The organism is Kocuria sediminis, assembly GCF_009735315.1.
GTDB lineage: Bacteria > Actinomycetota > Actinomycetes > Actinomycetales > Micrococcaceae > Kocuria > Kocuria turfanensis.
Map to the genome: position 1 here is coordinate 90288 of NZ_WOGU01000013.1, position 14596 is coordinate 104883.

12 protein-coding genes are annotated in these 14596 nt (G+C 74.2%); 6 read left to right on the forward strand and 6 right to left on the reverse strand.

Going from position 1 to position 14596, the window contains the following annotated elements; translation table 11 throughout:
• Window positions 1–329 precede the first annotated feature (329 nt).
• A complete protein-coding gene (locus tag GMA12_RS15015) occupies window positions 330–680 on the forward strand; it encodes a hypothetical protein (RefSeq protein WP_206064711.1) in 351 nt (116 codons plus the stop codon).
• A 96-nt stretch (window positions 681–776) separates the two neighbouring features.
• Entirely contained in the window at window positions 777–1013 is a 237-nt protein-coding gene (locus GMA12_RS15020) for a hypothetical protein (protein ID WP_156270306.1), read from the forward strand.
• A 15-nt stretch (window positions 1014–1028) separates the two neighbouring features.
• On the opposite strand, the gene GMA12_RS15025 is transcribed toward GMA12_RS15020, so the two are convergent.
• The 4 genes from GMA12_RS15025 to GMA12_RS15040 form a co-directional block, all read right to left on the reverse strand.
• Window positions 1029–1496 (reverse strand): MarR family winged helix-turn-helix transcriptional regulator, encoded by a 468-nt coding sequence (locus GMA12_RS15025; RefSeq protein ID WP_162459920.1) that lies wholly within the window; start codon window positions 1494–1496, stop codon window positions 1029–1031.
• Window positions 1497–1507: 11 nt separating this feature from the next.
• Window positions 1508–2200, reverse strand: coding sequence for a CE1759 family FMN reductase (locus tag GMA12_RS15030; RefSeq protein WP_442354869.1), 693 nt, complete (start codon window positions 2198–2200; stop codon window positions 1508–1510).
• The gene (locus GMA12_RS15035; protein WP_156270307.1) at window positions 2197–3369 is read right to left on the reverse strand and encodes an LLM class flavin-dependent oxidoreductase; all 1173 of its coding nucleotides are present in this window, start codon (window positions 3367–3369) and stop codon (window positions 2197–2199) included. Before GMA12_RS15035 ends, GMA12_RS15030 begins: the two co-directional genes overlap by 4 nt.
• A 200-nt stretch (window positions 3370–3569) precedes the next feature.
• The gene (locus tag GMA12_RS15040) at window positions 3570–4706 is read right to left on the reverse strand and encodes a DUF418 domain-containing protein (RefSeq protein ID WP_162459921.1); all 1137 of its coding nucleotides are present in this window, start codon (window positions 4704–4706) and stop codon (window positions 3570–3572) included.
• Window positions 4707–5135: 429 nt separating this feature from the next.
• Here GMA12_RS15040 and GMA12_RS15045 point away from each other — a divergent pair, with 429 nt between their 5' ends.
• Entirely contained in the window at window positions 5136–6533 is a 1398-nt protein-coding gene (locus GMA12_RS15045) for an 8-oxoguanine deaminase (RefSeq protein WP_162459922.1), read from the forward strand.
• A gap of 186 nt (window positions 6534–6719) precedes the next feature.
• Here GMA12_RS15045 and GMA12_RS15050 read toward each other — a convergent pair whose 3' ends face one another.
• Window positions 6720–8321 (reverse strand): nucleobase:cation symporter-2 family protein, encoded by a 1602-nt coding sequence (locus GMA12_RS15050; RefSeq protein ID WP_240898868.1) that lies wholly within the window; start codon window positions 8319–8321, stop codon window positions 6720–6722.
• Between the two features lie 156 nt (window positions 8322–8477).
• A complete protein-coding gene (locus tag GMA12_RS15055) occupies window positions 8478–8975 on the reverse strand; it encodes a nucleoside deaminase (RefSeq protein WP_156270308.1) in 498 nt (165 codons plus the stop codon).
• An 814-nt stretch (window positions 8976–9789) separates the two neighbouring features.
• On the opposite strand from GMA12_RS15055, the gene GMA12_RS15060 reads away from it, so the two are divergent.
• Genes GMA12_RS15060 through xdhC form a run of 3 tightly spaced genes read left to right on the forward strand, consistent with a single transcriptional unit; the run spans window position 9790 to window position 14535 of the window.
• Window positions 9790–11301 carry a xanthine dehydrogenase small subunit gene (locus tag GMA12_RS15060; protein ID WP_156270309.1) on the forward strand — a complete coding sequence of 504 codons (1512 nt, stop codon included), beginning with the start codon at window positions 9790–9792 and terminating at the stop codon, window positions 11299–11301.
• Window positions 11298–13679, forward strand: a complete 2382-nt coding sequence (xdhB, locus tag GMA12_RS15065; RefSeq protein ID WP_156270310.1) for a xanthine dehydrogenase molybdopterin binding subunit — start codon at window positions 11298–11300, stop codon at window positions 13677–13679. Before GMA12_RS15060 ends, xdhB begins: the two co-directional genes overlap by 4 nt.
• A gap of 1 nt (window position 13680) precedes the next feature.
• Entirely contained in the window at window positions 13681–14535 is an 855-nt protein-coding gene (gene xdhC, locus GMA12_RS15070) for a xanthine dehydrogenase accessory protein XdhC (RefSeq protein ID WP_162459923.1), read from the forward strand.
• Window positions 14536–14596 lie beyond the last annotated feature (61 nt).

A 14596-nucleotide genomic window follows, 5' to 3' on the forward strand; every position in this document is an offset into this window, starting at 1 on the left:
TCATCGGCCTGGCGATCGGCGCCGCCGGCATCGTCTACGGCGAGGCCGACGACTCCCCGGGCCTCCAGCTGCTGGGTGCCCTCGTCGTCCTCGCCGCCGTGGTGCTCGGCGTGCGCACCATCCGGCGCAGCAGGTGACCGCCGGCGCCGCAGCCCGACGCAAGGGCAGCGGCGCCGGAAGTCCCGCCCCGGAGCGCCCGGCCGCGGAGCCGCCGTCCGCCGGGTGGTCACACTCGAGCCGGTGCGCTCGTCCACCAGGAGACGGCCGGCACGAGACGGCCGGCACGAGACGGCCGCGACGCGGCAGGGCGAACGGTGAAGAATGGGCGGGTGAGCACAGTGGAGCGCACGGAGACCTTCGAGGCGGAGCGGCCGCGTCTGCTGCGCCTCCTGGCCCCGGACGTCGCCGTGACGGCCGACGAGGCCGCGATCCTGGCCGGGACCCCGCAGCGGATCGACGGCCGGGAGGAGGTGGCGGCCTTCTTCAACGGCAGCGCCCACGCCGCGCTCCCGGTGTCCGTCGGCAGCCGCCCCGCTGCCGCGTGGTTCCACCGCGGCCGGGCCAGGGTCCTCTTCGACATCACCGTCCTCGACGGCCTCGTGGCGCGCATCACCTTCCGCGCCGCACCCGAGGTGCTGGCGCAGGTGGTCCGGCGCGACGCGCAGGGCCGGGGTGCCTGATCCGGGCGGTGGTCACATGTTCCGCGTGCCGATCGTCGGGACGTCGCACACCAGCACACCGACCCGGACCACCGGATCAGAGGAAGGGAACCGACGATGAAGACCATGACCTGCCGCCAGCTGGGCGGGCCCTGCGACCTGGCGCACCGCGGCGAGACGGCCGACGACGTCATCGCCGCCCAGGACCGTCACCTCAAGGAAGCGGTCGCGGCCGGGGGCGCCGACCACCAGGAGGCGCGCGACGCCATGAAGGGTCGCTGGCGGCACCCGAAGCAGTCGCTGGGCTGGTACCGCGACATGAAGCAGGCCTTCGCCGATCTCCCCGAGAACTGACGCGGGAGGGCGGGGTCAGGAGGGATGCACCTTCCGCGCGAGGCGCTCCATGATGGCGTGCAGCCGCTGCGCGTCGTCGCCCTCCAGGACGTCGAGGAACAGCTCCTCGACGTCGCGGGCGTGGGCGGGCCGGAGGCGGCGGAAGGCGGCCAGTCCCTCGTCGGTGAGCTCGGCCTCGAGCCCGCGCCTGTCCTCCGGGCACGGCCGGCGCCGGACCCACCCGCGCTTCTCGAGCACTCCGATCTGGTAGCTGAGCCGGCTCGGGGAGAAGACCAGCCGCTGGGCGAGCTCCCCCATCCGGAGACGGTGGTGGTCCGCGTTGCGCAGCAGCAGGAGCACCTGGTAGTCCATCAGCGAGCAGCCGTGCTCCTTCAGCCGGGTCTCCAGCTCGGTGGTGAGCCGGGCGGAGGTCTCGAAGAACAGCTGCCACACGTCCCACGGGCGCCCGGCCGCGCCGCGGTCGTGCGCGGCCGGGTCGCTCACTGCCGGGTCGCTCACTGCCCGGCCCGGGCGAGCAGGTCCGCGAAGTCCGGGACGTCGGCGAACACGTCGCCCCGCTGCGGACCCGCCCCTCCGGCCGGGGTCTCCCCGGCGGCCGGTGCGTCCGGCACGCGGCCGGGTGCGAGCTGCGCCGCCAGGTGCGCGCCGGCGCGCCGGACGCGCGCCTGGAGCTCCTCCCCGGCCCAGTCCTCGGTGGCCGCGTAGACCCCCAGGGGCAGCACGAGCGCCTTGAGGTAGGCGAAGAGGGGACGCAGGGCGGTGTCGAGCATCAGCGAGTGCCGCGCGGTGCCCCCGGTGGCGGCCACCAGCACCGGCAGGCCCTCCAGCGCGTCCTCCTCGACGAGGTCGAAGAAGGACTTGAACAGCCCGGAGTAGGAGGCCTTGAAGGTCGGGGTCGCCGCGATCAGCGCGTCCGCACCGCCCACCGCCTCCAGCGCGTCCCGCAGGTCCGGGGCGGGAAAGCCGGTCAGCAGGTGGTCGGTGATGGCGTGGGCCAGCGGGCGCAGGTCCACGCGGGTGATCCGCACCGGTGCCGGGCCCAGGGCGTCGCGGGTCGCCTCGGTGAGCCGGTCGGCCAGCAGCCGGGTCGAGGAGGCGTCGGACATCCCCGCCGACACCACCACCAGGTGGACCGGGCGGGCGGCCCCGGGAGTCGAGGCCGCCCGGGACGGCGTGTGCGTGCTCACCGACGGGCCTCCTGGGCGGCGCGGTCGTCCTGCGCGGCGCGGGCCCGCCCCGCGGGCGAGTCCGCGGCACCGCCGGGCACCGGGTCCTGGCCGGCGCGGTGGCGGGCCACCAGCGCGGCGTGGGTCGGCGCCTCGGGCACGTGGGCCGGCTTGAGCGCGGCGAACTCCCGGCGCAGCACCGGCACGACCTCCTCGCCCAGCAGGTCGATCTGCTCCAGGACGGTCTTCAGGGGCAGGCCCGCGTGGTCGATGAGGAACAGCTGGCGCTGGTAGTCGCCTGCGTAGCCGCGGAACGAGAGGGTCTTCTCGATCACCTGCTCCGGAGTGCCGACGGTCAGCGGGGTCTGGGCCGTGAAGTCCTCCAGGGAGGGCCCGTGGCCGTAGACCGGGGCGTTGTCGAAGTAGGGCCGGAACTCCCGCACCGCGTCCTGGGAGTTGCGCCGCATGAACACCTGCCCGCCCAGCCCCACGATCGCCTGGTCGTAGGACCCGTGGCCGTAGTGCTCGTAGCGCTGCCGGTAGAAGTCGACCATCCGCCGGGTGTGCTCGGCGGGCCAGAAGATGTTGTTGTGGAAGAACCCGTCGCCGTAGTAGGCGGCCTGCTCGGGGATCTCGGGCGAGCGGATCGACCCGTGCCACACGAAGGGGGCCACGTCGTCGAGCGGGCGCGGGGTCGAGGTGAAGCCCTGCAGGGCGGAACGGAACTTCCCCTGCCAGTCGACCACGTCCTCCCGCCACAGCCGGTGGAGCAGGTTGTAGTTCTCGACCGCCAGGGGGATGCCCTGACGGATGTCCTTGCCGAACCACGGATAGACCGGGCCCGTGTTGCCGCGGCCCATCGTCAGGTCCACCCGCCCGTCGGACAGGTGCTGCAGATAGGCGTAGTCCTCGGCGATGCGCACCGGGTCCGTCGTGGTGATGAGCGTCGTGGCCGTGGACAGCAGCAGCCGCTCGGTCTGCGCCGCGACGGCGGCCAGCAGGATGGGCGGGTTCGCCGGGGCCACGAACGGCGGATTGTGGTGCTGGCCCGTGGCGAAGACGTCCAGCCCCACCTCCTCGGCCTTCTTCGCGATCTCGACCGTGGCCTTGATCCGCTCGTGCTCGGTGGGGATGCGCCCCGTGGTGGGGTCCTCCGTGACGTCCCCGATGGTGAAGATGCCGAACTGCATGTCGCCCTCCTGGTCTCCCGCGGCCCCCGTGTCGGCGAGCACCGCAGCTTCTACAAATTTGAACCATCTCGTACAAGCCGGGGGCGCGCGGAGTTATTCCCCGGTCCGGGATCCTGGCGGAGGCAGCCCGGGAACCGGTCCGCCGAGGTCGCCCTCCGCCATGGCGAGCACAGCCCGCGGCAGCCCGTCCTGCCCGGCGCTCACGCCCGGCGGGAGCGGTGGAGCACGGCCCGGCGGGTCGCCTGCACGCTCGCGTCGACCACCTGCTCCAGCGGGCCCCGGCCCAGTGCTCGCTGCCAGCGCAGGGCCACCAGCGCCGCCACCACCAGGTGCACCACGCACCAGAGCGGGGACCGGTCGTCGCGGAGCTCGAAGGACAGCGCCACCACGTGGGCGGTGTACAGCGTCAGGCCCATCGCACCCATCGCCGACAGCGCCGGCAACCATGCCCCGGACCTCCTGGAGATCAGCAGGCAGCCCCCCAGCACCAGCAGGCCCACGCCCAGTCCGGGCACGATCGCCCACAGCGGGCCGGTGTGCGGGGCGGCGATCGCCGGCCACCACACGGCGTCGGTGGGCCACGCGCCCGGATCCCGCACCGGCATCCTGCCCAGCGGGTCGTCGCTCGTCCCAGGAGTCGCAGACCCCCGGCCGTACCCGCTGACCGCGTGGAGCAGGAAGGAGGTGGTCCAGGCGACGAGCACCAGCCCCGCTCCCCCCGCCAGCAGACGGACCTGGACCCCTCTGTCGCGCAGGCGCACCCGCCCCAGGCCCAGTCCGACCAGCAGACAGGTCAGGTGTGGCAGGGCCGGACAGGTGCCGGTCAGCAGGAGCTGCGAGATCGTCCCCGCGGGCTCGTCCACCACGTCGGCGAACGTGCGGGTGGAGGCAGCGCCCACGGGCAGGAGAGCCGTCAGGGCCTGCGCCAGCAGCGGAGTCACGACCCAGCAGACCGCCGCGCAGCCGAACAGCGCCGTCGCGGACAGGCGCAGGAACGGGATCGCCAGCAGGCAGAGCAGCCCGTAGTAGACCAGGACGTCGCCCGCCGGGACGTCCTCGGGCAGCAGCGCCCCGATCGCCAGTCCCAGCGCGGCGACCAGCACCGCCCGCACGGCCGCCCCCACCCGATCGGCGGCCAGCCACCGGCCCTCGTGCGGGAACCGGCCCCCGGAGCCGAGCGCCAGTCCCACTCCGGCCAGCAGGGCGACCAGTGCCGCCGCATGCCCCGGGAGGAGGGACGACCAGACCGGCCCCGCCATCGCGTCGTCGTCGGGCAGGATCGGGCCCGACACCAGGGCGATCAGCGCCAGTCCGCGGGCCGCGTCGAGGCCCGCCACCCACCCCGGGGACCTGCGGGCACTGCCCGTGGCACCTGCCGGGGCAGATCCTTCCGTTCTGGCCGTCCAGCTCATGGGTCCCCCGATCTCGCCGGCCTGCCCCGATGTCCCGAGGATCCGGATCCGGGCCGTGTCCGCGGCCGCCGCCCCGGGACCATGGTCTGCTCAGGATTCCCGCTGCACTTTGCGCCCGGGTTGCGCGAACCTCAAGATTTCATGAAGACCTGCGAGCCCCACCGTGCACGGCACCACCACGGCCACCTGCTTGTCGGGCAGCGCGCACCGGTGTTAAGGTCGCCGGGACTGCACGAGCGGTCTCCTGGATCAGCAGACAGGACCTCACTGAGCTGGCGGCGCCGCGTGCCGCCCTCGGAAGGACCCGGGGCCACGGCGCCGGTGACGAGACCCTGCGACCGATCGGAGCACCCCGTGCACACCCACACCACCGACCCCGGATCCCGCCTGCTGTGGTTGCGCGATCCCCTGGCCCTGTACACCGGCGAGGACGCCGGCGAGGACACCACCGAGCGGACGGCCGGTGGCGTCGTGGTGGACACCGCCTCCGGCACCGTGGTGGAGCTGGTCCCCGCGGGCGGCGTCCCGGCCGCCCCCTGCGCGGTCCTCGACGCCCGGGAGCACGTGGTGGTGCCCGGGCTGATCAACACGCACCACCACTTCTACCAGACGCTCACCCGGGCCTGGGCGCCCGTGGTCAGCGTCCCCCTGTTCCCGTGGCTGCGGGACCTCTACCCGGTCTGGGCGCGGCTGCGCCCCCACGACCTGCAGCTGGCGACCACGGTGGCGATGGCGGAGCTGCTGCTGTCGGGCTGCACCACGGCCGCCGACCACCACTACCTGTTCCCCGGCGGCATGGAGGACTCGATCGACGTGCAGGTCGAGGCCGCGCGGAGCCTCGGCATGCGGGCCGTGCTCTCCCGCGGGTCCATGAGCCTGGGCGAGCGCGACGGCGGGCTGCCCCCGCAGCACACGGTGCAGGAGGCGGAGGTCATCCTCGCCGACAGCGCCCGGCTGGTGGAGACCCACCACGAGCGCGGCGACGGCGCCCGGACCCAGATCGCCCTGGCCCCGTGCTCCCCCTTCTCGGTCACGCGGGAGATCATGCGGGACACCGCCGTGCTGGCCGGCGAGCTCGACGTGCGGCTGCACACCCACCTGGCCGAGACCATCGACGAGGAGGACTTCTGCCGGGAGCGCTTCGGGCTGCGCACGGTCGACTACCTCGAGTCCACGGGATGGCTCACCGACCGGACCTGGCTGGCCCACGGCATCCACTTCGACGACGCCGAGCTGGCCCGGCTGGGCGCGGCCGGGGTGGGCGTGGCCCACTGTCCCACGTCCAACATGCGCCTGGCCTCCGGGATCTGCCGGGCCGTGGAGCTGGAGGACGCGGGCTCCCCGGTGGGCCTCGGCGTGGACGGGTCGGCCTCCAACGACGCCTCCAACCTGGTGCTGGAGGCCCGTCAGGCCCTGTACGTGCAGCGGCTGCGCTACGGGGCCGAGGCCGTGACCCCGCAGCGCGCGCTCGGCTGGGCCACGGCCGGCTCCGCGCGCCTGCTCGGCCGCCCGGACCTGGGCGTGCTGCGCCCGGGCGCCCAGGCGGACCTCGCGATGTTCCGGCTCGACGGGCTGCGCTTCTCCGGGGCCCACGACCCGCTCGCGGCGCTGCTGCTGTGCGGCGCGGAGCGGGCGGACCGCGTCATGGTCGGCGGGCGCTGGCTCGTGGAGGACGGCGCGATCACCGGCCTGGACGTGGAGGCGCTCACGGCCGAGCACACCGCGGCGGCCCGCCGTCTGGTGAACGCCTGAGACCCCGGCCGCGCCCGGCCCGGTGACGGCGGGCTGATCGGGCACGGCCGGACCTCTCATCGAGGACCGCCGTGCCCGGCCCGGACGCCGTCACCGGGGTGTTCCCCGCCCCGCCCGGCGGCGTGCCGGGCGGGGCGGGGCACACCCCGGGTCGGGGTCCCGGGAGGCCGGGGCGGGCCGGTGCGCTCAGGACGTCGCGTCCTTCGCCGCGAGGATCGTCCGGATCTGCCCCGTGTGGGTGATCTCCCCGTCCGCGATCATTCTCCGGACGTCGTCGAAGTGGTGCGCGGCCACGACCGCCACCTCGGTCCCCTCGCTGTCCACCACGGCGCCGTCCTGGATCCGGTCGCCCTCCCGCAGGTGCGCCAGGGTGTCCGCCCGGACGACCCGGACCGGTGCCGCCGCCACGGCGGACGGGTGCTCGGAGTTGCCGGCAGCCAGTTCGTTGAACAGCAGGTTGAGCGCGATGGCCACGATCGCCGCGGCACTGATCCCCGAGCCGAGGATGGTCTGGGTCCAGGAGGGGAAGCCGGCGTAGAACTGGGGCGCCGCCACCGGGATGAGACCGAAGGCGAAGGCGACCGCCACGATGACGAGGTTCATGGAGTGGTTGAAGTCCACCTTGGCCAGTGTGCGGACCCCGGACGAGGCCACCGTGCCGAAGAGCACGATCGACGCCCCGCCCAGCACCGGCGTCGGGATGGCCGCGACGACCTCCCCGATGACGGGGAACATGCCCAGCCCGGCCATGATGATCCCCGCGGCCGTGACCACGAAGCGGCTGCGGATGCCCGTCACCGCCACGAGGCCGACGTTGGCGGCGAAGGCCGTCTGGGTGAACGAGTTGAGCAGCGGCGCCCCCGCGGAGGAGAGCATGTCCGCCCGCAGGCCGTCGGCCACCCGCCGCGAGTCCACCTTGGCCCCGGTGATCTCTCCCACGGCCAGGATGTCCGCCGTGGTCTCGGTCATCGTGACCAGCACCACGATGAGCATCGAGATGATCGAGGCGATCTCGAAGCTCGGGGGGCCGAAGGCCAGCGGCGTCGGGAAGGTGACGATGCCGCCCTGCCCCACGCCGGAGAAGTCGACCATGCCCATCGCGGTGGCGATCGCCGTGCCCAGCACGAAGGAGAGCAGGATGGACAGGCGCGAGATCATCCCCACGCCCACCTTGGAGAGCACCAGCACGATGAGCAGGGTGATCCCCGCCAGCGCCAGGCTGCGGGGATCGGCGGCTCCGCCCTCCCCGCTGCCGGCGGCCCAGGAGATCGCCACCGGCAGCAGGGAGATGCCGATGACCGTGATCACCGTGCCCGTGACCACCGGCGGGAACAGCCGCAGGACGCGGGAGAACGCACCGGCGAGCAGGAAGCCCACCACCGAGGAGACGAGGACGGCGCCGAAGATCGTGGTCAGGTCGCTGCCCCCGGCGAGGATCGCGAGCATGGGGGCCACCCCGGCGAAGGAGACCCCCTGGACCAGCGGCAGCCGGGACCCGAGGTAGGGGGCCCCGAAGCTCTGCAGGATCGTGGCGATCCCGCCCATGAGCAGGCAGGAGCTGATGAGCAGGGCGATCTCCTCGCCGGAGATGCCGGCGGCCTGCCCGATGATCAGGGGCACGGCGACGATGGCCCCGTACATGGTGAGGACGTGCTGGAAGCCGTAGGCGGTGGTGCGCCCCAGCGGGAGCCTTTCGTCCTCGGGGCCGGGTGCCGGCGCCGGTCGCCCGGGGCGGTCGCGGCGGATGCGGTGGTCGTTGTCCTGGTGGCCAGATGCGGTCGATGACATGGCAGGAGCCTCCTTCAGCGCGCAGGCGTCGGCACTGCGGCGCAAGGTCCGGCGATCCTCTGTTTTTCCCGGGCCGTCCGCTGCGGGCGGCTCCCCGTGAAGTGTCCAGATCTGATGGTCCCGGTGGGAGCCGACCGGGGCGGCGGGGTGCTCGGCTCAGTACGCGGTGCGCCGGGCGTTGCCGGCCCAGGCCTCGAACGGTTCCGTGCGCGTGGTGAGGGCGACGTGGCGGACGGGAAGGGCCCGGTCCCGCTCCTGCGCGCCCTGGGTGAAGAACTCGTGGAACTGCGCGTCGTCGAACCCGCCGGCCGCCGCGTCGTGGCGGTCGGCGGCGAAGTACACCGCGTCCAGTCGGGCCCACAGGGACGCCGACAGGCACAGCGGGCACGGCTCGCAGCTGCTGTAGAGCACGGCGCCGCTGAGGTCGAAGGTGCCCAGCTCGCGGCAGGCGCTGCGGATGGCCATGACCTCCGCGTGCGCCGTGGGGTCGTGCTCCGCCGTCACGCGGTTGACGGCGGGGAACTCCCGCCCGTCGGCGGTCACGACGACGGCGCCGAACGGCCCGCCGTCGCCGGCGGCGTTCTCCGCCGCGAGATCGACGGCACGCTCCAGGTGGATCCGGGTGCGCGGAGTGGCTTCGTGGATGGTCGACATGATGCTCAGGTCCTCACGGATCGTGGGTGGACCCGGGAAACGGCTTGTCCGTCGGCGGGTCCGCCCGGCTGTCAGATCATGCCCGGTAGATAGCCCCGTTCGACCGGGGCCCGCCATTGGCTGAGGCCAACGTAGAGCAGCTCCACGTGATCTACAACACATCGTGGAAGAATTCTTCCATGTTCGGGCATGACGTCGTGCGGCCGGGAGGCTGTTGCGGCCGCACGGCGGCGTGGTTAGGGTGTGAGACAGCCCACGGCGGGTCCTCGACGGACTATCTACCGGGCGAGCAACCACGAATCGCACTGGCCCGCCGCCAGAGAGCTCCCGGTATCCCAGGGGAACCACCTGACTCCACGTCGCGGCCAGTGGCCGGCATCGAGGAGTTCATCGCCATGATCCACACTGTGCCGCCGCCCCGTCCCCGCGGCCGCGCCCGGAGGCGGCCGACAGACCGGCGCCCGGCGCGGGCGGACAGCGGCCGAGCCCGCATCGACACCCCTCGCCGGAAAACAGCCCCCGGGGCCGCGGACCCGCGCACCGCGAGGAGCAGCTCGCCCGCACCGAGGGGTTCCCGCCGGACCGCGCCGTCGAGCGGGTCCCCCGCCCTCGCCGTGACCCCCGCCGTTCCCACGGCCCCCGCGCGCACCGGGGCCCCCGGCGCCCGCGCCGCCGCCACCCGGTCGTCCGGAACGCCGGCGGCCCGGCCGAGCATCCTGCCGTCGCAGGACCCGCAGCACCCGAGCGCCGAGGGGCGGTCGTCCCGTGCCCGTCGGCAGAACCCTTTCCGCGAAGGCATGGAGGAGCACAAGGCATGAGTGAGATCCGAGTGACGGTCAACGGTCGGGCCCGGGACGGTGCCGGGGTCGGCCCGCACACCCGGCTGCTGGACTGGCTGCGCGGCGAGGGACTGACCGGCGCCAAGGAGGGCTGCGCCGAGGGCGAGTGCGGTGCCTGCGCGGTGCTGGTCGCCCGGCCGGACGGCGAAGGACGCAGCCGGTGGACCTCCGTCAACGCGTGCCTGCCCCCCGCCGCCGCCTTCGACGGCCAGGAGGTCGTCACCGCCGAGGGCCTCGGCGCCGCGGGCGGCACCGGCACGCCGGCCGCGCTGCACCCCGTCCAGCAGGAGATGGCGGTCCGGGGAGGCTCCCAGTGCGGGTACTGCACCCCCGGCTTCGTCTGCTCCATGGCCGCCGAGTACTACCGCCCCGAGCGCGAGGCCCCCGGCGCGGCCGCCGAGGCCCAGACCGGCACCGAGGTCACCGGCGAGGAGCACGCGGCCGGTCACGAGTGCGGGCCCAACGGCTTCGACCTGCACGCCCTCAGCGGCAACCTCTGCCGCTGCACCGGCTACCGGCCCATCCGCGACGCCGCCTACGCGCTGGGCGCCCCCGCCGAGGCCGACCCGCTGCTGCGGCGCCAGGACCGGCCCGCGCAGCCGGCCACGCCCACCCGGGTGGAGGCCGACGGCGCGCGGTTCGTCCGCCCCGGCTCCCTGGAGGAGCTCTTCGAGCATCTGGAGGGCACCTCGGACGCGCAGCTGGTCGCCGGTTCCACGGACGCGGGCGTGGGCGTCAACATCCAGCACGCCCGCCCGCCGCTGACCCTGGCGGTGGACCGGCTCGAGCAGCTGCGCACGCTCGAGGTGGGGCCGGCGCGGATCGAGATCGGGGCGGCCCTGAGCCTGTCCGAGGTCGAGCGCGGCCTCGCCGGGCGGGTGCCGCTGCTGGACCAGCTCTTCCCGCAGTTCGCCTCCCGCCTGATCCGCAACGCCGCGACGTTCGGCGGCAACCTCGGAACCGGCTCGCCCATCGGGGACTCGGCCCCGGCGCTGCTGGCCCTGGGCGCGTCCGTGGTGCTGGCCTCCGCCGAGGGCGAGCGCGAGGTCCCCCTGGACGAGTACTACACCGGGTACCGGCAGAGCGTCCGCCGCCCCGGGGAGATCATCCGCGCCGTGCGCATCCCGCTGCCGCAGGCCCGGCACAGCGCGTTCCACAAGATCGCCAAGCGACGCTTCGACGACATCTCCAGCGTGGCCGTCGGCATCGCCGTGCACGTGGAGGACGGCACGGTCACCTCCGCGCGGATCGGCCTGGGCGGCGTGGCCGCCACCCCGATCCGCGCGCACGGCCCGGAGCGCATCCTCAGCGGCGCGCCGTGGAACCGCGACACGGTCCTGGCCGCGGCGGCCGCGCTGGCCGGCGAGGGCACCCCGATCGACGACCACCGGGCCAGCGCCCGCTACCGCTCGGCCATGCTCGAGCAGGCCCTGCTCAAGTTCTGGGCGCAGCACGCGCCCGCTCCCGACCTGGAGGTGTCCCGATGACGTCCCTCGCCGACCGCCCCGTCAACCCCGTGGTGGGCGTGCCCGTCGCGCACGAGAGCGCCGCCCTGCACGTCACGGGCACGGCCCTGTACACCGACGACCTGATCGTGCGCCACCAGGACGTGCTGCACGCCTGGCCGGTGCAGGCCCCGCACGCCCACGCCCTCGTCCGGGACCTGCGCACGGCCCCGGCCCTGGCGGTCCCCGGCGTGGTCCGGGTGCTCACCGCCGCGGACGTGCCCGGCGTCAACGACGCCGGCACCAAGCACGACGAGCCGCTGTTCCCCTCCGAGGTCATGTTCCACGGGCACGCGGTGTGCTGGGTGCTGGGCGAGACGCTGGAGGCCGCCCGGCTGGGCGCCGAGGCCGTCGAGGCCGACTACGAGCCGCTGCCGTCGCTGGTCACCGTGGCGGAGGCCGTCGAGGCCGGGAGCTTCCAGGGCGGGCGGCCCACCGTCAGCCGCGGGGACACCGCCACGGCGCTGGCCACCGCCGCCCACCGCTTCAGCGGGGAGCTCGAGTTCGGCGGCCAGGAGCACTTCTACCTCGAGACCCACGCCTCCTTCGCCTACGTCGACGAGGGCGGGCAGGTCCTGGTGCACTGCAGCACCCAGCACCCCACCGAGACCCAGGAGATCGTCGCCCACGTCCTGGGTCTGCACAGCCACGAGGTCACCGTGCAGTGCCTGCGCATGGGCGGCGGGTTCGGCGGCAAGGAGATGCAGCCGCACGGCTACGCCGCCGTCGCCGCCCTCGGGTCGGTGCTCACGGGACGGCCGGTCCGGCTGCGGCTCAACCGCACCCAGGACATCACCATGTCCGGCAAGCGCCACCCGTACCACGCCCGGTGGGAGGCCGGTTTCGACGAGAGCGGCCGCCTGCAGGCCCTGGAGGCCACCGTCACCAGCGACGGCGGGTGGAGCCTGGACCTCTCCGAGCCCGTGCTGCAGCGGACGCTGTGCCACATCGACAACGCCTACTGGATCGCGAACGTGCAGGTCCACGGGCGGATCGCGAAGACCCACAAGACCTCCCAGACCGCGTTCCGCGGCTTCGGCGGGCCCCAGGGCATGCTGGTGATCGAGGAGGTGATGGGCCGTTGCGCCCCGCTGCTCGGGGTGGACCCCACGGAGCTGCGCCACCGCAACCTCTACGTCCCCGGCCAGTCCACCCCCTACGGCCAGCCCGTCCGGCACGCCGAGCGGCTGCGCACCATCTGGACGCAGCTGCTCGACCGGGCCGAGGTCGAGCGCCGCCGCGAGGAGATCGCGGCGTTCAACGCCGCCCACCCCGACACCAAGCGGGCGCTCGCGGTCACCCCCGTGAAGTTCGGCATCTCGTTCAACCTCACGGCCTTCAACCAGGCCGGCGCCCTCGTGCACGTCTACAAGGACGGGTCCGTGCTCATCAACCACGGCGGCACCGAGATGGGGCAGGGCCTGCACACCAAGATGCGGCAGGTCGCGGCCACGGCCCTGGGCGTGCCCCTGGAGACCGTCCGGCTCGCGCCCACCCGCACCGACAAGGTCCCCAACACCTCCGCGACGGCCGCCAGCTCCGGGGCGGACCTCAACGGCGGGGCCGTGAAGAACGCCTGCGAGCAGATCCGCGGCCGGCTGGCCGAGGTCGCCGCCCGCAAGTTCGACATCCACCCCGACGACGTCCGGTTCGTCGACGGCACGGTGACCGGTATCGGCTTCCACGACCGGCAGATGTCCTTCGCCGCGCTCGCGCACGACGCCTACTTCCAGCGGATCTCGCTGTGGGCGGCCGGGTACTACCGCACCGAGGGGCTGCACTGGGACGGCGCGCGGATGCAGGGCGAGCCGTTCAAGTACTTCTCCTACGGCGCCTCCGTCTCCGAGGTGGAGGTCGACGGGTTCACCGGCGCCTACCGGCTGCTGCGCACCGACATCGTGCACGACGTCGGCGACAGCCTCTCCCCGCTGATCGACGTCGGGCAGATCGAGGGCGGCTTCGTGCAGGGGGCCGGCTGGCTCACGCTCGAGGACCTGCGCTGGGACGTCTCCGACGGCCCGCACCGGGGCCGTCTGGCCACGCAGGCGGCGAGCACCTACAAGCTGCCGAGCTTCTCGGAGATGCCCGAGGAGTTCAACGTGCACCTCTTCGAGCAGGCCACCGAGAGCGGGGTCGTCTACGGGTCCAAGGCCGTGGGGGAACCGCCCCTCATGCTGGCCTTCAGCGTGCGCGAGGCGCTGCGGGAGGCGGCGGCCGCCTTCGGCCCCGGCGGCCGGAGCGTCGGGCTCGCCAGCCCGGCCACCCCGGAGGCGGTGTTCTGGGCGGTCCAGGAGGGGCGCCGGGTCCCGACCGCCGGCGCGGAGGGAACTCCGGAGCCGGCCACCACGGCGGCGCACTGACGTGGACTGGCTGGACGCGCTGCAGCACCTGCGCGCGGCGGGCGCGCCGGGGGTGCTCGCCACCGTCACGGAGGTGCGCGGGCACGCTCCCCGGGAGGCCGGAGCCAAGATGGTCGTGGCCGAGACCGCCACGTGGGACACCGTGGGCGGGGGCAACCTCGAGGCCACCGTGGTCGAGCGGGCGCGGGTCCTCCTCGCCACCGGGGCCACGGTCCCGGAGACCCTGACCTTCTCGCTCAACGAGCACGCCCCCGTCGAGCACGGGCGGCAGTGCTGCGGGGGCGTGGTCAGCGTCCTGCTCGAGCCCCAGGGCGCCCGGCCCGTGGTGGCGGTGTTCGGCATGGGGCACGTGGGCCACGAGCTCGCCCGGGTGCTGTCCCGGCTGCCCCTGCACCTGCACCTGGTGGACAGCCGGGAGGGCCAGCTGGACGCCGCCCGGCTCGCCGACGTCACCGACGGGACCGCGCAGGTGCACCTGCACCACAGCCCCGTCCCGGAGAACGTCCTGGCCGGGCTGCCGGCCGGAGCGCACGTGCTGATCATGAGCCACGACCACGCCGAGGACTTCGTGCTGTGCGACGCGGCGCTGCGCCGGGGCGACCTGGGCACCGTGGGCCTGATCGGCTCCCGGGCCAAGTGGCTCCGCTTCCGGCAGCGCCTGTGCGCCGAGGGGCACCCGGAGAGCACCGTGGACCGCATCACGTGCCCCATCGGGCTGCCCGACATCCCCGGCAAGGCCCCCGCGGTGATCGCGATCAGCGTGGCCGCCGGCCTGCTCCGGGACCTCGCCGGCTCAGCGGCGGCAGCGCCCTCGAGCCTCAGCGGCCCGGTCGAGACGATCGAGGCGGTGACATGAGCGTTTCCCTGGGCATCCCGCAGATCCGCAGTGCGGGACCGGCGCCCAGTCCCGCCCCGGC